General features: G+C 66.1%; 17 protein-coding genes. 12 read left to right on the top strand and 5 right to left on the bottom strand.

What is annotated here, in order from left to right; translation table 11 throughout:
- Positions 1–21: 21 nt before the first annotated feature.
- From C1H84_RS01470 to C1H84_RS01425, 10 genes are all read left to right on the top strand, one after another.
- Positions 22–756 carry a sirohydrochlorin chelatase gene (locus tag C1H84_RS01470; protein WP_113606364.1) on the top strand — a complete coding sequence of 245 codons (735 nt, stop codon included), beginning with the start codon at positions 22–24 and terminating at the stop codon, positions 754–756.
- 67 nt (positions 757–823) lie between these two features.
- Positions 824–2,524, top strand: coding sequence for a nitrite/sulfite reductase (locus C1H84_RS01465; RefSeq protein ID WP_113606363.1), 1,701 nt, complete (start codon positions 824–826; stop codon positions 2,522–2,524).
- Complete coding sequence (locus tag C1H84_RS01460; protein WP_053798266.1) at positions 2,521–3,234, top strand: phosphoadenylyl-sulfate reductase; 714 nt, start codon at positions 2,521–2,523, stop codon at positions 3,232–3,234. Before C1H84_RS01465 ends, C1H84_RS01460 begins: the two co-directional genes overlap by 4 nt.
- Before the next feature lie 18 nt (positions 3,235–3,252).
- A complete protein-coding gene (gene cysD, locus C1H84_RS01455; protein WP_047119295.1) occupies positions 3,253–4,176 on the top strand; it encodes a sulfate adenylyltransferase subunit CysD in 924 nt (307 codons plus the stop codon).
- Position 4,177: 1 nt separating this feature from the next.
- Positions 4,178–5,473: a sulfate adenylyltransferase subunit 1 gene (locus C1H84_RS01450; RefSeq protein WP_113606362.1), complete on the top strand. Its 1,296-nt coding sequence runs from the start codon at positions 4,178–4,180 to the stop codon at positions 5,471–5,473.
- The gene (locus C1H84_RS01445) at positions 5,460–6,545 is read left to right on the top strand and encodes an ABC transporter substrate-binding protein (protein ID WP_113606361.1); all 1,086 of its coding nucleotides are present in this window, start codon (positions 5,460–5,462) and stop codon (positions 6,543–6,545) included. The genes C1H84_RS01450 and C1H84_RS01445 overlap by 14 nt, the downstream gene beginning before the upstream one ends.
- Positions 6,545–7,282 (top strand): ABC transporter ATP-binding protein, encoded by a 738-nt coding sequence (locus tag C1H84_RS01440; RefSeq protein ID WP_047119293.1) that lies wholly within the window; start codon positions 6,545–6,547, stop codon positions 7,280–7,282. The genes C1H84_RS01445 and C1H84_RS01440 overlap by 1 nt, the downstream gene beginning before the upstream one ends.
- Positions 7,260–8,117, top strand: a complete 858-nt coding sequence (locus tag C1H84_RS01435; protein ID WP_053798263.1) for an ABC transporter permease — start codon at positions 7,260–7,262, stop codon at positions 8,115–8,117. The genes C1H84_RS01440 and C1H84_RS01435 overlap by 23 nt, the downstream gene beginning before the upstream one ends.
- Positions 8,110–8,889, top strand: a complete 780-nt coding sequence (cobA, locus tag C1H84_RS01430) for a uroporphyrinogen-III C-methyltransferase (protein ID WP_047119291.1) — start codon at positions 8,110–8,112, stop codon at positions 8,887–8,889. The genes C1H84_RS01435 and cobA overlap by 8 nt, the downstream gene beginning before the upstream one ends.
- Positions 8,890–8,906: 17 nt before the next feature.
- Positions 8,907–10,361, top strand: coding sequence for an FAD-dependent oxidoreductase (locus C1H84_RS01425; RefSeq protein WP_113606360.1), 1,455 nt, complete (start codon positions 8,907–8,909; stop codon positions 10,359–10,361).
- A 98-nt stretch (positions 10,362–10,459) separates the two neighbouring features.
- On the opposite strand, the gene C1H84_RS01420 is transcribed toward C1H84_RS01425, so the two are convergent.
- Entirely contained in the window at positions 10,460–11,701 is a 1,242-nt protein-coding gene (locus tag C1H84_RS01420; protein ID WP_244910780.1) for an exonuclease domain-containing protein, read from the bottom strand.
- A 150-nt stretch (positions 11,702–11,851) separates the two neighbouring features.
- On the opposite strand from C1H84_RS01420, the gene C1H84_RS01415 reads away from it, so the two are divergent.
- The gene (locus C1H84_RS01415; protein ID WP_146955817.1) at positions 11,852–13,048 is read left to right on the top strand and encodes a hypothetical protein; all 1,197 of its coding nucleotides are present in this window, start codon (positions 11,852–11,854) and stop codon (positions 13,046–13,048) included.
- A 79-nt stretch (positions 13,049–13,127) separates the two neighbouring features.
- Here the strand turns inward: C1H84_RS01415 and C1H84_RS01410 are convergent, their stop codons facing one another.
- The 4 genes from C1H84_RS01410 to C1H84_RS01395 form a co-directional block, all read right to left on the bottom strand.
- Positions 13,128–13,565 (bottom strand): DUF2871 domain-containing protein, encoded by a 438-nt coding sequence (locus C1H84_RS01410; protein ID WP_113606357.1) that lies wholly within the window; start codon positions 13,563–13,565, stop codon positions 13,128–13,130.
- Complete coding sequence (locus tag C1H84_RS01405) at positions 13,558–15,663, bottom strand: MMPL family transporter (RefSeq protein ID WP_113606356.1); 2,106 nt, start codon at positions 15,661–15,663, stop codon at positions 13,558–13,560. Before C1H84_RS01405 ends, C1H84_RS01410 begins: the two co-directional genes overlap by 8 nt.
- Before the next feature lie 110 nt (positions 15,664–15,773).
- Entirely contained in the window at positions 15,774–16,391 is a 618-nt protein-coding gene (locus tag C1H84_RS01400) for a response regulator (protein WP_047119285.1), read from the bottom strand.
- Positions 16,388–17,632 carry a sensor histidine kinase gene (locus tag C1H84_RS01395; RefSeq protein ID WP_113606355.1) on the bottom strand — a complete coding sequence of 415 codons (1,245 nt, stop codon included), beginning with the start codon at positions 17,630–17,632 and terminating at the stop codon, positions 16,388–16,390. The genes C1H84_RS01400 and C1H84_RS01395 overlap by 4 nt, the downstream gene beginning before the upstream one ends.
- 179 nt (positions 17,633–17,811) lie before the next feature.
- On the opposite strand from C1H84_RS01395, the gene C1H84_RS01390 reads away from it, so the two are divergent.
- Complete coding sequence (locus C1H84_RS01390) at positions 17,812–18,354, top strand: GNAT family N-acetyltransferase (protein ID WP_113606354.1); 543 nt, start codon at positions 17,812–17,814, stop codon at positions 18,352–18,354.
- The last annotated feature ends 9 nt before the right edge of the window (positions 18,355–18,363 follow it).

Below are 18,363 nucleotides of genomic sequence, written 5' to 3'. Positions count from 1 at the left end.
CGTTTCTGGCAAGGAGCCACCATGAGCAGCACTCCCGAGGTCATCCACGTGGTGGCCGCCTCCCACGGAACCGACAACCCCGACGGCCAGCGGCTGATCAACCACCTGCGCGGCCAGCTCGAAGTGCTGGCCGCCGGCTGGCTGCCCGAGCTGCGCTGGCACGAGGCCTATGTGGACGTGCAGCGCCCTTCCCTGCCCGAGGTCCTCGACGGCCTGCCCGCCGGCGAGCCTGCCGTGGTGCTGCCGCTGCTGGTGGCCGACGGCGTGCACACCACGCAGGATGTCGCCCAGGCCGTCGCCTCCCGGGAGCACACCGTCGCCGCTAAGCCGCTGGGCCCGCTGCCGCAGCTCGCCAGGGCGCTCGCGCAGCGCGCCCAGGGTCACCTGGATGACAACCCGCAGGTGATCCTGGCCGCGGCCGGGACGCGGCTGGAAGTCGGCCAGCGGCAGGTCGTCAAGCTCGCCGGGCAGCTCGGGAACCTGCTGGAGCGCGAAGTCCAGGTGGCCTACTGCGCCGGGGCGCAGCCGAACGTCCTGCAGGCTGTCGCCGAGGCGGGCACCCGCCCGGTGCTGCTGCTCAGCGTCCTGCTGGCCGACGGCTACTTCCAGGACAAGCTGGCTAGCACGGGAGCCGCGGTGGTGACAAGGCCGCTGTTGCCGGACGTAACGATCGCAGAATGTTTCCTCGTGCGACTGAAATCTGCGCTTGAAACCGCCGGTTTCATGACGCCGCATGACGAAGTTCGACCTCTCTAGGCCTCGCGTGTTCATGTGACATCCGGCGGTTGCCAGCGCCCGGGGGCGGTTTTCTACGCTGGATCACATGACGCAGACAACCACACCGGCCCGGCCCCAGCGGGCGGCCAAGCCCAATGGCCAATGGAAGATCGACGGCACCACCCCGCTGAACGCGAACGAGGAAATGAAGGCCGCGGACAACGGCCTGAACGTCCGGGCGCGGATCGAAGAGATCTACGCCGTGCAGGGCTTCGATTCAATCGATCCCGAGGACCTGCACGGCCGCTTCCGCTGGTGGGGCCTGTACACCCAGCGCGCCCAGGGCATCCCGGGCGGAAAGACCGCCACGCTGAGCCCCGAAGAGCTCGAAGACCGCTACTTCATGCTGCGGGTGCGCATCGACGGCGGCGCGCTGACCACGCAGCAGCTGCGGGTGATCGGGGGCATCTCCACCGACTTCGCCCGCGACACCGCAGACTTCACCGACCGCCAGAACATCCAGCTGCACTGGGTTGACGTGGTGGACGTGCCGGAAATCTGGCGCCGGCTGGAATCCGTCGGACTGCACACCACCGAGGCCTGCGGCGACGTGCCGCGCGTCATCCTCGGTTCCCCGGTCGCGGGCATCGCCGCCGAGGAGATCATCGACCCGAGCCCGGTCATCGCCGAGATCTCCCGCCGCTACATCGGCAACCCGGAGTTCGCGAATCTGCCGCGCAAGTTCAAGACCGCCATCTCCGGGCACCCCAGCCAGGACGTCGTGCACGAAATCAACGACATCGCGCTGATCGGCATCGAGCACCCGCAGCTGGGCCCGGGCTACGACCTCTGGGTGGGCGGCGGACTGTCCTCCAACCCGCGGCTGGGCGAACGCCTGGGCGCCTTCGTCACCCAGGAGCAGGCCCCGGACGTCTGGGAGGGCGTGACCTCCATCTTCCGCGACTACGGCTACCGCCGGCTGCGCAACCGGGCCCGGCTGAAGTTCCTTCTGGCCGACTGGGGAACCGAAAAGTTCCGCAAGGTCCTTGAGGAAGAATACCTGGGCTACGCGCTGCCGGACATCGGACCCGGCCCGCAGCCTGCCACCGCCGGGGACCACTCGGGGGTGCACCCGCAGAAGGACGGCAAGTTCTTCATCGGGCTCACCGCGGAAGCCGGACGCTCCTCCGGCACCACGCTGACCGCCCTGGCCGACCTGCTCGAAGCCCACGGCTCCACCCGGCTGCGCACCACCCCGCACCAGAAGGTCATCGCCCTGGACATCGCCGAGGAGCAGGTCAAGGACTTCGTGGGCGGCGCCCGCACGCTGGGCCTGGAAGCCTATCCGGGGCTGCTTCGCCGCTCGGCCATCGCCTGCACCGGCATCGAATACTGCAAGCTGGCCATCGTGGACACCAAGAACACCACCATCGACGCGGTGCGCGAGATCGAATCCCGGCTCGCCGACCACAACGGCAAGCTGCCCAAGGCGTTGTCCCTGCACGTGAACGGCTGCCCGAACTCCTGCGCCCGGGTGCAGACCGCCGACCTGGGTTTCAAGGGCCAGCTGATCACCAACGACGCCGGGGAACAGGTTTCCGGGTTCCAGGTGCACCTGGGCGGCACGCTGGCCGGGTTCGAGAACGGCGAGGCCACCCTGGGCCGCACCGTGCGCGGCCTGAAGGTCGCCGCCCACGAGCTGCCCGACTACGTCGAACGCGTGGTGAAGAACTACTCCGCCCTGGCCGAAGACGGCGAATCCTTCGCCGCCTGGGCGCACCGGGCCGCCGAGGAGGACCTGTCATGAGCACCCGAACCCTGAAGACCGAGGACGAGCTGCGCGCCATCGCCGCGCTCGGAGCCACGGAGCTGGGCTGGGACGCCGGTGCCGCGCAGGTGGTCGAGTTCGCCGCCCGCCACCTGGAGGTGTCCGAGATCGCGGTGGCCTGCTCCATGGCCGACGCGGTGCTGCCGCACCTGGTCGCCCGGCAGCTGCCCGGGGTGGACGTGCTCTTCCTGGACACCGGCTACCACTTCACCGAAACACGCATCACCCGCGACGAGGTCGCCGAAAGGCTTCCGGTCAGAGTGGTGGACGTGCTGCCCGAACTCACCGTGGTGCAGCAGGACGAAGAATACGGCAAGGACCTGTTCGCCCGCGACGCGGCCGCCTGCTGCAAGCTGCGCAAGATGGACCCGCTGAAGCGTGCCCTGTCCGGCTACGGCGCCTGGTTCACCGGGGTCCGCCGCGACGAGGCCCCCACCCGCAGCAACACCCCGCTGGTGTCCTTCGACGAAACCCATGGGTTGCTCAAGTTCAACCCGGTGGCGACCTGGAGCTTCGATCAGCTGATCGGCTACGCCACCGAACACCAGGTCCCGGTGAACCTGCTGCTGGCCCACGGCTACCCGTCCATCGGCTGCGAGCCCTGCACCCGGCCCGTCGCCGAGGGAGAGGACCCGCGCGCCGGACGCTGGGCCGGCCTGTCCAAAACCGAATGCGGCATCCACATCTAACTTTTGAAGGACCTCCCCATGAGCCTCACCGCTACCGCCCCGACCGGCACCCAGCGCAGCGTCCTGGACGCCCTGGAAGCCGAATCCATCCATATCATCCGCGAGGTGCTCGCCGAATTCGAGAAGCCCGGACTGCTCTTCTCCGGAGGCAAGGACTCCGTGGTGGTGCTGCACCTGCTGGCCAAGGCCGTCTACCCGGGCCGCGTGCCGATCCCCGTGGTGCACATCGACACCGGCCATAACTTCGGCGAGGTGCTGAACTTCCGCGATGCCGTGGTCGAGAAATACGGCCTGAACCTGGTGGTCGGCTCCGTGCAGGAGTACATCGACCGCGGCGAGCTGGCCGAACTGCCCGACGGCACCCGCAACCGGCTTCAGACCCGGGTGCTGCTTGACACCATCGAATCCAACGGCTTCGACGTGGTCTTCGGCGGGGCCCGCCGCGACGAGGACAAGGCCCGCGCCAAGGAGCGCATCCTGTCCCTGCGCGACGAGTTCGGCGTCTGGGATCCGCGCAACCAGCGCCCGGAAATCTGGAACCTGTACAACGGCCGCCACGAGCCTGGCTGGCACGTGCGCGCCTTCCCGATCTCCAACTGGACCGAACGGGACATCTGGGCCTACATCCAGCGCGAGAACATCGCGCTTCCCTCCATCTACTTCGCCCACCAGCGCCAGGTCTTCGAACGCGACGGCATGTGGCGGGCGGTCACCGCGGTCAGCCAGCCCGAACCGGCCGAACAGGTCGTTGTCCGCCAGGTGCGCTACCGCACCGTGGGGGATGCCAGCTGCACCGGCGCGGTGCTTTCCGCCGCTGACACCGTGGAGAAGGTGCTGGACGAGCTGGCCGTGGCCACGCTGACCGAACGCGGCGCCACCCGCGCCGACGACAGAATTTCCGCCGCGGGCATGGAAGACCGCAAGACCGAAGGGTACTTCTAAGATGACCACCACACTTTTGCGCATCGCCACCGCTGGATCCGTGGACGACGGCAAGTCCACGCTCGTGGGACGGCTGCTGCACGACGCCAAGGCCATCCTCGCCGACTCGCTGGACGACCTGGCCCGCACCAGCGCCGAACGCGGCTTCGGCGGACAGGCCGGCGCCCTGGACCTGGCGCTGGTCACCGACGGGCTGCGCGCCGAACGCGAACAGGGCATCACCATCGACGTGGCCTACCGCTACTTCTCCACCGCCCGCCGATCCTTCATCCTGGCCGACTGCCCGGGCCACGTGCAATACACCCGCAACACCGTCACCGGCGCCTCCACCGCCGATGCCGCCATCGTGCTGGTGGACGCCCGCCACGGGGTGCTTGAGCAGACCCGCCGCCACCTGGGGGTGCTCGCCCTGCTGCGGGTGCCGCAGCTGGTGCTCGCGGTCAACAAGATGGACCTGGTCGACTGGGACGAGCAGCGTTTCAGCGCCATCGAAACCGAGGTGCTGGACCTGGCCGGGCAACTGGGCCTGCAGGCCGCCACCGTCATCCCGGTCAGCGCGCTGCACGGGGACAACGTGGTGGATCCCTCCGCCCACAGCCACTGGTACGCCGGGCCCACCCTGCTCGGGCTGCTCGAAGAGCTGGCGCCGGGGCGCCCCGCCGGGACCGCCCGACTGGACGTGCAGTACGTGATCCGCCCGCAAGGAGCGCTGGCTCCAGGCCTGGACCCGGAAGCGTACCGCGACTTCCGCGGCTATGCAGGCACCCTGGCCGACGGCAGCCTCTCGGTGGGAGAGACGGTGGGCATCCTGTCCAACGGCTACCCGGCCACCAGCCGGGTCAAGGCCATCGGCACCCCGTCCGGGCCGGTGGGCACCGCGCAGCCGGGGGAGGCGATCGTTCTGGAACTTGAGGACGAGGTGGACATCGCCCGCGGGGACACCGTGGTGGCAGGCCAGCTGCCTCAGGCGGTGCGCGAATTCGCCGCCGAGGTGTGCATCCTGGCCCCGGCCACGCTGGCCGAGGGGCAGCGGGTGCTGCTCAAGCACGGCACCAAGGTCGCCGCCGCGAAGATCGGGCCAATCAGCCACGTGCTCGACGTCGCCGACTACTCGCACCGGCAGGCAGACACCCTGGGGCTCAACGACCTGGGACGGCTCACGGTGCGCAGCTCCGCGGCCCTGAGCCCTGCCGACTACAGCGATTCGCGCACCGGCGGCAGCTTCTTGCTCATCGAACCGGCCACCGGGCGCACCCTGGCCGCCGGGATCATCGGAGCCGGGCATGCAGCCGCCTGAGCAGCCGGCCGCCGGACGCACCCGGCTGACCGCGCACGCCCCGCGCGCCAACCGGCGCGGTAGGGCCCTCGGGGCAGCCGCGGCGGGGCTGCTGGCGGTGGCCGCGGTGCTCACCGCCTTCGTCCCGGCCCCGGCCAAGAATGCCGGCACGGCCGCCGACCAGGGACCGGCCGCCACCTTGCGCCTGGGCTACTTCGCGAACGCCACCCACGCCCCGGCGCTGGTGGCCGACGCCAAGGGCATCCTGGACAAGGCAGTGGGCGCGGACGGCACCACGTTGGAAACCCAGATCTTCAACGCGGGCCCCGCGGCCATCGAGGCGCTGAACTCCGGGGCCATCGACGCGGCCTACCTGGGTCCCAGCCCTGCGCTGAACAGCTACCTGTCCAGCGGGGGGACCTCGCTGCGCATCATCGCCGGGGCCGCCTCAGGCGGGGCCAGCCTGGTTGTCTCCAAGGACATCACCGAGGTGTCCCAGCTGGCCGGCACCGAACTTGCCACCCCGCAGTACGGCGGCACCCAGGACGTGGCGTTGCGCAGCTTCCTGAAGGAGCGGGGCCTGGATGAGTCGGTCACCGTCACCCCGAGCTCCAACGGCACCGTGCCGCAGCTGTTCGCCCGCGGCTCCATCGACGGGGCCTGGCTGCCCGAACCGCACGCCTCGCTGCTGGTCAAGCAGTACGGGGCGCACCGCCTGGTCAACGAGGCGCAGTTGTGGCCGGAAGGCAAGTTCCCGACCACGGTGCTGGTGGCCTCGCAGGAGTTCATCACCAAGCACCCGGACACCGTGCGGGAGCTGGTGCAGGCCAACGCGCAGGCCATCAACTGGCTGAACACCACCGGCGAGCAGCAGAAGCTTCACACCGTGCAGCAGGCCCTGGCCGCGCACGGCGGCGGCACCCTGTCCGATGAGGTGATCTCCGCGGCGCTGGACCAGATCAGCTTCGATGAAACGCCGCTGAGCGGAACCTTCGACACCCTGGTGGCCCATGCGGCCGCGGTGGGCATCGGGGAACCGGGCAGCACGCAGGGCCTCGTGGATGACTCCTTCGCCGCCGGGGAGGGGAAGTAATGGGAGTGCAGCTGAACGAGGTGTCCCTGAGCTACCCGGGCACGGGGCTGGTCATCGACAGGCTCAGCGCCCGCATCGAGGACGGCGAATTCATCGCAGTGCTCGGCGCCTCGGGCTGCGGCAAGTCCTCGCTGCTGAACCTGATCGCCGGGCTGCTGGCCCCCACCGAGGGCTGGCTGGACGTCCCGGACGACGGGGCGGCGTTCATGTTCCAGGATTCGAACCTGCTGCCCTGGCTGAGCGCGGGCCGCAACGTGGAGCTGGCGCTGAAGCTGGCCGGGCATCCGAAGGACACCCGGCAGGCACGGGTGGACCAGCTGCTGGAGCTGGTCCAGCTGGGGCACGCGGTGCACAAGAAGCCGCACGAGCTCTCCGGCGGCATGCGCCAGCGTGTGGCGCTGGCCCGGGCGCTGGCCCAGGACCGGCAGGTGCTGCTGATGGACGAGCCCTTCGCGGCCCTGGACGCCATCACCCGCGACCTGCTGCACGAGGAACTGCGCTCGCTGTGGGAGCAGACGGGCAAAACCATCATCTTCGTGACGCACAACGTGCGCGAGGCCATCCGCCTCTCCGGGCGCATCCTGGTCCTCTCCTCCCATCCCGGACGCATCCTGGAAACCCGGAGAATCACCGAGGACCTGCGCCGCAACCCGGCGCAGTCGGCCGCCCTGGCCGACGAACTGACCACCATCCTGCGAAAGGAGCAGCGCAAGCATGAGCGCACTGACGCAAACTAGGGCCGCCGCCGCGCTCCGCCCGGCCGCCGTGTTGCGCCGCCGCGGGCGCGCCGATGCGGTTATCGCCCCGCTGATCACCCTGGTGGTGCTGGTCAGCCTGTGGCAGATCGCCGCCTGGGCTTCGCCGCTGCGCGAGGACCTGTTCCCCGGCCCGGCGGCCGTGGCCGCCAAGCTGCCCGAGCTGCTGGCCGACGGGACCCTGCTTTCCGCGGTGGGCACCTCGCTGTTCCGGGCGCTGTCGGGCTTCGCGATCGCGGTGCTGGTCGCCACCCCGGCGGCCCTGCTGCTGGCCCACCTGCCGCTGCTGCGCAAGGGCTTGGGCCCGCTGGTCTCGGCCATGCAGGTGCTGCCCTCCATCGCCTGGGTGCCGGCGGCGATCATCCTCTTCGGGCTGAGCGACGCGACCATCTACACCGTGCTGCTGCTCGGGGCGATTCCCTCGATCATCAACGGACTGCTCTCAGGCATCGACATGATCCCCGCCCAGTACTCGGCCCTGTCCCGGGTGCTCGGTGCCAGCAGGCGCCAGCATATCGTGCATGTCGAGCTTCCCGCGGCGCTGCCCGGCTACGTGGCCGGGCTGCGCCAGGGCTGGGCTTTCGCCTGGCGCTCGCTGATGGCGGCGGAACTGATCGCGGTGGGCGGCTCACTCGCCCTGGGCGTCGGCTCGCTGCTGCAGCGCGGCCGGGATCTGGCCGACCTGCCCCTGGTGATGTTGGTCATACTGGTGATCCTGCTGGTGGGCGTGCTGATCGAACTACTGTGTTTTGCCCCGCTGGAACGCAAACTGCTGCGCGACCGCGGAATGACTCGAACTGGAGAAAACCATGGCTAACGGACATATCACCCTCATCGGCGGGGGACCGGGCGACCCGGAACTGATCACGGTCGCCGGCTACAAGGCCCTGCTCGCCGCGGACGTGGTGCTGGCAGACCGGCTCGGGCCGACCGAACTGCTTGCGGACCTGGCTGACGACGTGATCGTGGTGGACGTGGGCAAGGCCCCGGGCTGCCACGTGAAAACCCAGGACGAGATCAATGAATTGCTGGTCAAATACGCTTTGGAGGGAAAGAACGTGGTGCGCCTGAAGGGCGGGGACCCGTTCGTGCTGGGCCGCGGCGGCGAAGAGCTGCTCTATGCGGCCAAGTTCAACATCCCGACCCGGGTGATCCCCGGCATCACCAGCTCCATTTCGGTTCCGGCGGCCGCCGGCATCCCGGTGACCCACCGCGGGGTGGCCGCGGGTTTCACCGTGGTCAGCGGCCATACCGAGCTGGCGGACGTGCCCATCCGCAGCGACCACACCCTCGCCGTGCTGATGGGAGTCTCGAATTTGCCGAAAATTGTTGAGACATTGCTTACCCGCGGTTTACCGTCAAGTACGCCAATTGCGATAGTTGAGCGAGGTTACTCACAGACGCAGCGGACAACTATCGGTACGCTAGAAGGGATTGTAATGCGAGCCCGCAAGGCCGCAGTGGCGAATCCGGCCGTCATCGTGATTGGTGATGTCGTTCGGCTAGCCCCGGAAGCCTCCGACAGCCTGGCAGGCCTCCTGCCGCTAGAGAACGCCGACGTCCCTGCGGCGGCCACATTCGTTGACTAAGAAAGAGATGTTGTTTGATGAGTGAACTGATCGTCCCCGAGCACCTTTCGGCCCGCGCCCTGCGCGTGGCAATTGTCGGCGCCGGCCCGGCAGGCATCTATGCCGCTGATCTGCTCAACAAGAGCCAGCCGGTCTCCTCCGGCGCGCTGAGCCTGAAGGTAGACCTGTTCGACGAGCTGCCAACCCCGTTCGGCCTGATCCGCTACGGCGTGTCCCCGGACCACCCGCGTATCAAGGGCATCATCACCGCCCTGCACAAAGTGCTGGACAACGACTGGATCGACTTCTACGGAAACGTCGGACTGGGCCGTGACATCACCCTTGAGGACCTGCGCGCCCGCTACGACGCGATCATCATCGCCACCGGCGCCCAGAAGGACGCGGACCTGAACATTCCAGGCATCGACCTGGACGGTTCCTACGGCGGCGCTGACTTCGTGTCCTGGTACGACGCCCACCCGGATGCAGACAAGGACTGGGACCTGTCGGCCCGCGAAGTCGCCGTCATCGGCAACGGCAACGTGGCGCTGGACGTGGCCCGCATCCTGTCCAAGCACGCCGACCAGCTGCTGGAAACCGAAATCCCCGCCCACATCTACGCGCAGCTGAACGACTCCGCCGTCACCGACGTGCACGTGTTCGGGCGCCGAGGCCCGGCCCAGGTGAAGTTCACCCCGCTGGAACTGCGCGAGCTGTCCCACTCCATGGACGTGGACATCGTGCTCTACCCGGAGGACTTCGAATTCGACAAGGCCTCGGATGAGGCCATGAAGACCAACAACCAGACCAAGACCATGGTCTCCACGCTGACCAACTGGCTGATCGAGCAGGAAGAGCGCGAAGAAGCTCCAAGCGCCTCGCGCCGCCTGCACCTGCACTTCCTGCAGTCCCCGGTCGAGGTGCTGGGCGAAGACGGCAAGGTGTCCGGCCTGAAGGTCGAGCGCAACGAGCTGGACGGCAACGGCGGCGCCCGCGGCACCGGCGAATTCATCGAGTACCCGATCCAGGCGCTCTACCGCGCGGTGGGCTACTTCGGCTCGGCCGTCGGCGAGATCGAATACGACGGCGCCAAGGGTGTGCTGCCGAACGTCGAGGGCCGTGTCCTGGACGCAACCGGCACCCACGTGCCCGGCCTGTACGCCACCGGCTGGATCAAGCGCGGCCCGGTAGGCCTGATCGGCCACACCAAGGGCGACGCCCTGGAGACCATCAACCACCTCTTGGAGGACCTGGGCTCCCTGGCCCAGCCGTCCATCGAGCAGTCCATCGCGGATCTGCTGGACGAGCGCGGTGTGCAGTTCTCCGACTGGGATGGCTGGAAGTCCCTAGACGCGCACGAGAAGGAGCTGGGCGCTGCCGAAGGCACCGTGGCCACCCGCTTCGGCGACATCACCCGCGACCGCATCAAGGTTGTCGAGCGCGAAGACATGTTGGAATTCTCCCGCGCAAAAAAACTAGCTGAGAGTCTGTAAGCTCCACCCCAGACTCTGACATCTCAGGGATGGTCCCGCCGCACTGCCGGCGGGGCCATCCCTTGGTGTTTGTGCAGTGAACCGGTCCTGAGGGCGGTTCAGGCGAGCAGCGTGTCCCAGAGGTAGTCCTCCGACACCACTGGAATGCCGTAGTCCCGGGCCTTCTTGGCCTTGCCTGACAGGGAATCCGGATCCGCGGCCACCAGCAGGCTCACCTTCTTGGTGATGGCGCCATGCGGAACATAACCAGCGGCCCGGAGGTCCTCCTCGATCTGCGCGCGGGCCCGGGACATGTCCCCGGTGAGCACCACCAGAGATCCGGGAGCGAGTTTTCCGGCTGATGGCACCGCCTCAGCCGTGGCTAGTTCGATATCCGCAGGCGGTCTCAGCGCTCCCTGCACGCTTTGCTGCCCAAGCCCGAGCAGGCCGGCGACCGTCTTGAGATCCAGAAGTTCTTCCTCGGTCAGCGTGCCGTCGGCCCAGGCTGCGCGCACCAGCTGCTGGAAATACAGCTCGTGGAGTTCCAGCGCCCCGGCCCGGTCGAGTCCCAGCTCCGCGGCCAGCGAGATCAGCTGCTGTTCCTCGTGGGCCGACAAGTACCGGTCCATCAGCGCCCGGTCGAGGATCGCCAGGTAGTCGTCCTGGGCTTCGGTGCCGGTGAACTGGGGCAAGCGGGTGGTCAGCCGGTTCAGGAAGTGGCGGGCCGGTTCGGCGTCGGCGGCGGCCCGTCGCACAGGAATGATGCGCCCTCCCGGGGACGCCTTGATCCACGCCGATTGCGCCGCCCGGCCAAGGCGCAGATCCCATTCGGGATTCTGCTCATCGAGTTCCATGTAGCGCGAGAGCAGGACTGCGGTGGCGGCCGCGTCCCCGGCCGCGCTGTGGGCTTCCAGGAGCTCGATGCCGAAGGAATCGCAGCAGTCCTGCAGCGAGCGCCCGGCGCCGTGCAGGTACTGATGGGACATGCGCATGGTGCACAGCCCATGCTCTAGAAAGTGCCCCGGCACCGGCATGCCGGCCCGGCGGAACTCCGCGTCCAGGAACCGTGCATCGAAGGAGAGGTTGTGGGCCACCAGCACGGTGCCTGACAGCCGCCATGCCAGTTCTGCGGCCAGGTCGCTGAACGTCGGGGCACCGAGCAGATCACAGCTGCGGATTCCATGCAGCGACTGCTTGCCCAGGTCCCGCTGCGGGTTGACCAGCGTTTCCCAGCGGTCCAGCACTTCGCCGTCGCGGTTCATTCTCACGATGGCGATCTCCGCGATCCGGTCATGTCCGCCGGGGAACAGCCCGGTGGTCTCGGTGTCGAGGACGGAGAAGACTCCGCTGGCCATTTTCATATTTCCCCCTGTACTTTTCTCCGGCTGAATCCGGTAACTCCCATTCTGCCCACCGGATGCGCGTGGCTGAAACCCTGGGGTTCACATATGATCAGTTCACAGTCGCTTTTTCGTTCAGGTCGATCCCGACGCCCCAGGCCTCGGCATGAAATGGATGGTGTACCGTTTATGCGCAACGCTTTTCCTTCATCCCTGCGCCACCTCGCCGAGGGGACACGGCTGTATGGCCGGGACCAACCAGGGCAGATGGCGGCCATTCTCGCCCTGAGCATTTACCTTCCCTTGACCCTGCCGCTGCTGCGCGAGGGAGTCTGGATCGGCTTTTCCGCGTGGGTTGAAGCCGTGACGGTACCGGGTCCCGGGCTGATTCTGGCAGGCTATGCGGTGATTGTTGCCATCGTGATCGCGTTGGCCCTGGCAGCTCCGGGCCTGGCCGCCACTGCGCCGCTGGCGCCCTACCCTGTGGAGCGGCCGGTGAAGATCCGCATCCTGCACAATTGCCGGCTCTTCCTGGGCAGCATGATCGGTATGGGCGCGATCGGGGTGCTCTTTACTTCCGGCATTGAGCGCCTTGAACACATCGTCTGTGTTGCCATCGGCGCCCTGCTGCTGCAATTGGGCCATCTTGACGAGGTCAACGCGGCGCAGGCCGACGCCGTGCTTGGACTTCTGGGGGAAGAACCGCTGCAGGCCTACGACCAGTGGTATGCCAAGCAATGGGGGAGGCCAAGAGCCGGTGGACGGGTCCGCGCCCGGGCTTCGCTGGTTCGCCGCAAGCTCTGGATCATCGCGCTGATGATGCTGGTTCATCTGGGTGTGCTCGTGGCCTACATTGCGATTGTCCACGGAACCGCGGGCTTGGCCCGCCACTGGGCGACGGTGCTGTTCCTGTCCGCTGCCGCGTCGGTGGTGAACCTCTTGATCATCGACGCGGTCCTTATGACGCTGCTGGCGATACGGCACACCAGGGGGAGCCGTCACAGCAGATGGGTTTCGCATCCGGAAACGTATTTCGCGCTCATGGCCATGGGCGCCAAGGTCCTCGCCACCGCGGCCATGGCCGCGCTGCCGGCGCTGTGGATGAACGAAGAGAATCGGCAAACGTCGCTGGCGTACCTGCTCTTCCTTGGCATTGAATTGCTCCTGGTTTTTGTGCTGGTGCTGCTGCTAGTTCGCAGATGGCTTGCCCCGGGCAGCTTGCCTCCGCAGCCGCTGGGACGATACGACGGCGATGCGATGGAGGTGCTGCTCAAGAAGCGGGCAGCCCGGGACCGCGCAGCCATACGCGGGGCGGTTGCCTACCGAAGGCATCATGCCGCCGCCATGGCATGGGGCAAGTGTTCCTGAGCCGAACAAACGCCGCGGCCGTTCCCGGCTGAATCGGGGGAACGGCCGCGGCGTTATTTAGTCGGCGGGTGCTAGGCCCTTAGGAGCCAACAGCCTTCGAAGCCTTGGCGGCAGGAACGCTGCGGCGCAGCATGACGAACAGCAGAACCATGCCGACCGTCAGCGCGATGTGCCCCAGCCCGGCGATACCTGCAATCATGGCGCTGGATTCCTTGCCCAATACGGTCAGCGATCCGTGCACGGTGAGCATGGCCGCGGTCAGGACGACACCGATGTTGTAGGTCCACATGAACCACGCGTAGAGCTTGGCATGGGCGCTGATGTTGAACGCCTTCTCCAGCAACAGGACCATGAGCAGGACCATGAATCCGAGCACCAGCAGGTGGGTGTGGACGACTGACAGCTGGGTCCAGCCGCCTTCCGGGAAATCGTTCATTTTGGTGAATTCGCGGTAGAACAAGCCGGAGGCCACACCGACGGCCATGTAGATGAACGAAAGATTGACGAGCTTACGCATTGATGGAGCTTTCTGTCGAAGGTGAAGTTTCGGATTCAACGGCATACTGGACGCCTGAACCCTTGCCGAAGACCGGCTTGTTGTTGGAACCGAGGACTGCGAACAGTGCCGGCAGCAGCAGGGTGCGGACCACGAAGGTATCCAACAGGACGCCGAGGCCCACGATGAGTCCCAGCTGTCCCAGAACCATCAGCGGCAGGGCGGACAGGGCTGCGAAGACTCCGGCAAGGACCAGGCCGGCGCTGGTGATTACCGAGCCGGTGCTGCGTGCCGCATTGGCCACGGCATCTGTCAGCGAGGACGTGGCGGAGTTCTGGCGGACTCGCTGGGTGAAGAAGATCGTGTAGTCAACACCCAGGGCGACCAGAAAGACGAAGGCCAGTAGCGGAACCTGGACGTCCAATGCCGAGACATCGAAGACCATGGAGGAAATCAAGGACCCGAGTCCCACCGCCGCCGCGGCGCTGAGCAGGTTGACCAGTCCCAACGACAAGGCCGTCCGCCAGGAACGGGTCAGCCAGCCGAGCATGGCGAAGCAGATGATCATGATCATCGGAGCGATGACATACAGGTCGCGCAGGTGGCCCTGATGCGAGTCGTACTGCGATGCGCTCTGCCCGCCCACCAAGACCGTGGCAGTGCTTGCCTCGTCGGCGGTCGAACGGATCTGGGCGACCAGATCCATGGCCTCGGAGCCGGAAGGATCATCCGAGGAGATCACGGAGAACTGCTGCCAGGAGGAATCCCCGAGTTCGCGGGCTTCGCCGACGCGCAGCACCCCGTCGAGGCCCTTGAGCCGCTCCTGCAGGACAGTGGTGTCGGATCCATCAACCAGCACGGTGATTGGCTGTGCTTCGCCGGCCGGGTAGTGCTCGGAGAGCACGGTCATGGCGCTCGCCGATTCGGTCGGGGTACGGAACTGCTGGGTCTGGTCCAGACCGAGACGGGTTCCGGTCAGCGCGCCGGCCAAGACCAGCAGCAGCACAACCAGGGCTGCGAGGTTGGCCCCCGGTTTGCGCATGACCGCGGTGGCGGCCTTGCCGAAGTACTTGCCGCGGGTGTTCGGCTGGCCCGGCTTGGGAACCAGCGGCCAGAACACCTTGCGTCCGCACAGTGCGAGGACCGGCGGCAGCAGCAGGAAAACGAACAACGCCGCGATGAGCAAGCCCGCAGCGCAGACGATGCCCAAGCCGCGGGTGTCTTCCATGACGGCCAGCGACAAGGTCAGCAGAGTCAGGACTACGGTGAGGTTGGAAGTGAGGATTGCTTCGAAGCTGGCGGCCCAGGCCTTGGCCAGCGCCTTGCGGTGGTCCTCGTTCTTCTGCAGTTCATCGCGGTAGCGGGAGATCAGCAGCAGCGCGTAGTTGGTGCCCGCGCCGAAGACCAGCACGCTGAGCACGCCGGAATCGAAATGCAGGTCCCAGGCGTTGCCCAGAACGTTGGCGACCATCGAGGCGCTACGGTCGGCCAAGGCCACCACGGCCAGCGGAATCAGCCAGAGAATGGGGGAGCGGTAGGTGGCGATTAGCAGCACCGCCACGATGCCGACGGTGACTGCCAGCAGGGTGAAGTCGGCGCCTGCGAAAGCCTGGCTGACGTCAGCTGCGAAGGCGGTTGAACCAGTCATCTGCAACTGGACGCGGGACAACTCGTGCGCGCCCAGCCAGTCGCGGATCTCGGTCAGGGTCTGCTTGTCGGCGTCCAGGTCGACGGTGTCCCAGGAAACTGGAACCATCACGGCCTTGGCGTCCTCGCTGGGAAGAGCTGGACCTGTCTTGACCGCCAGGTCGGAAGCCATCTGCGGGGCGAGCTTGGTGACCTGATCGATTTTGCTGCTGCTCAACGCTTCCCCAGTGGAACCGTTGGCGACAAGGATGGCGGAGGTTGTGGTGCTGTCGCTGTTCTGTGCCAGCAGTTCGGCGACCTTGGCGGAATCTGAGCCGGCAACGAGCGAACTGTCTGCGCGCTTGGGGGCATCCACCCCGCTCAAAGCGCCAAAGAGCAACACGACCACGGCGAGCAGGGCCACGGTCCACCAACGGGCTGAACGCCGGGAAGTCAGCGAACTGGCGACGCGGGAAATGACTGGAACTTTCATACTTCCAGTCAACTCGGATTAACAGTGTCTGCCATCGTGGCTTGTGCTGATTCAAAGATCAACCGAACGGTTGAGGCGGCCTCGGGCGAGTCGCCATGGCTTCCGCCTGGTTAGAGCAGGCCGAGGTCCTTGGCTGCATGGATTGCCCCCGTGCGGGAGCTTGCCTGGAGCTTGTCGAAAATATGCACCAAGTGGGTTTTGACTGTCGCTTCCGAGACGAAGAGGGTCTTGGCGATCTGCTTGTTGCTGGCACCGGTCGCCAGCTGCTGCAGCACTTCGGACTCTCGCTGGGTGAGTTCCACCTTGGGACGGCGCATCCCAGCCAGCACCCGTTGCGTCATTTCAGGTGCCAAAACCAGCTGCCCTGCCGCAGCCTGGCGGATCGAGTCGATAATGGTCTGGGACGAGACGTCCTTCAGCAGGTAGCCTGCCGCTCCGGCCTCGATGCACTGGATGATCTCGGCATCCTTGTCGAAGGTGGTCAGAATGAGCACCTGCGGGGGATTAGGCATCGCCCGCAACGCAGCAGTGGTCGCCACGCCGTTCATGCCGTCGCCCAGGCGCAGATCGCACAGCACCACATCCGCCGGATCCCTCTGGGTGATCGCTACCGCTTCCTCGCCGCTGGAGGCCTCCCCGAGCACCGAGATTTCCGGATAATTGGCCAGCAACGCCCGCAGTCCGGTGCGGACAATGGGATGGTCATCAACCAGCAGCACTTTGATCACTGTGCATCCTTCCGAGGAGTCATTGGCAGGTGCGCGCACAGGGCGGTGCCTTCACCTGGTGAGCTTTCAATGTCCAGACCGCCACCGAGCTCGCCCAATCGCTGGATCATTGCGGTCAAACCAAAGCCGCCGGCTGGTGTTGCCCCGTGTCGCGGTGACTCGACATCAAATCCTATGCCGTCATCAACGATATCCATGCGCACCTCGTTGGCAAGCACCCCAAGGTTCAGGCTGACCCGCGTGGCCTGCGCGTGGCGCCTGACGTTGGACAGTGCTGACTGCGCCGTACGCAGCAACGCAATCTGGATGCCCGGATCCAGCGCGGGTATGCCTTCCTCGATGTTCAAGCGAGTCGCGACTTTCGAATCAGTTTCGAATGACGCCAGAACACGTTCCAAGGCTCCGGCGAGCGCCTGGGCGTCCAGTTCCGCCGGGGCCAGTGCAGCGATGATCCGGCGCAAGTCGTTGAGCGACTGGCCGGAGAGCTCATCAATGCGCGCCAACGCGTCAAGGGCAGTCTGCGGATCCGCGGCTGCGGTGGCCGCCTTGGCATGGAGCCCGATCGAGGAAAGCTGCTGGGCCACGGTGTCGTGGATCTCCCGTGCCAAGCGGGTGCGCTCGGCAGCGATACCCGCCTCATGCTGCGAGCGTGCCAGTTCTTCCTGGAGGTCCGCCATTTCCTGCTGGGCGCGCATCAGCGAATCGACCAGCTTGCTGCGGATCTCCGCATCGCGTTCAAGCTGCAGGTAGCCGCGGGAGATGCCCCAGGCGAATAATCCGCCAACCAAAGGCCCTACGACGGACGCCAAGGAGGACTGTCCATTGTGCAGGTACGGGGTCATGATGGTGAAGGCGTAAAGCACCAGAGACCACAAGATGGACGGGAGCAAGGGCAGCTGGTGTCCCAACAGCAGCCACAGACTGAACGCCAGCCACATGAACTCCGGGGTCGTCCACAGGCTTCCCAGCCAGATGGCCAGGAGCACGGCAATCCACCAGGAAGGAAGCTTGGCTTCCCCGCGCATCGCCATGCGGACGAAGCCGGCTACGTACCACCCGGCGAATAGCGTGGCCGCCAAGAGCACCGGCCAGAGGCTGGCTTCCGTGGAAAGGCCGCGCAGCACCACCACCGCGAGAAGGATGGCAGTGACCACGTGCTGGCCCCAGCGCAGGATCGCCGGCGAAGTGATCAGCTGGTGTCCTGATTCCAGATATGGTGCTGAAGACGGGTAAAGACTCATGTCTTGAGACTACCTAACAACCTTGGTTGGCCGTGTCCCTCTTCTGAGGAAGGGAAGGTATGTGCGCTCGCCGATTTCACTGGCTCCAATCCGATGTCTGATACCTCGGCAAAGTTGCTGCCCGAATGGGGCAAGGCAAAACGGGACATAGGAAAAACACGTCCAACTATGCTCAGTACATGTGCATAACCTTCGTCCAGATGTCGGCCAGTGATGCCGACGACCTGCTCACGTTCCTGACCGCCAATCAATTTCCGTTCCATGTCCAGCAGACACTTCGCGAAGAAGACGTGCGGGCAAGAATCGGAAGCAGCTATTACTGGAATGAGGATCGGCAAGGCTACTGGGTAAGACAAGGGGAACAACGCCTTGGCATGGTTGTCTTGGAGGACTTGCAGGACGCCGAATCTCCGCTGTTCGATCTGCGTCTGGCCGAATCGTGTAGAGGGCAAGGCATCGGGGTGAAAGTACTGCGGGCCCTATGTGACTTGGTTTTCGAATCCATGCCGAAGACTCTTCGCTTCGAAGGACAGACGAGGGAAGACAACATCGCCATGCGCAAGACCTTTATTCGCTCTGGATTTCTTAAGGAGGCGCATTACCGAATGGGATGGCCAACGACGGATGGTCGACCCATGGCCTCGATCGCCTACTCGATTCTGCGTGACGACTGGTCCAGCGGAACCGTCACCCGATTCGAATGGGAAGATATCGAGCCGTAGGAATTTTCT

It is taken from the genome of Glutamicibacter soli, assembly GCF_003309065.1.
GTDB classification, from domain to species: domain Bacteria; phylum Actinomycetota; class Actinomycetes; order Actinomycetales; family Micrococcaceae; genus Glutamicibacter; species Glutamicibacter soli.
Note: the sequence above shows the minus strand (reverse complement) of the source record. Positions and strands in the feature narration are given on the sequence as shown.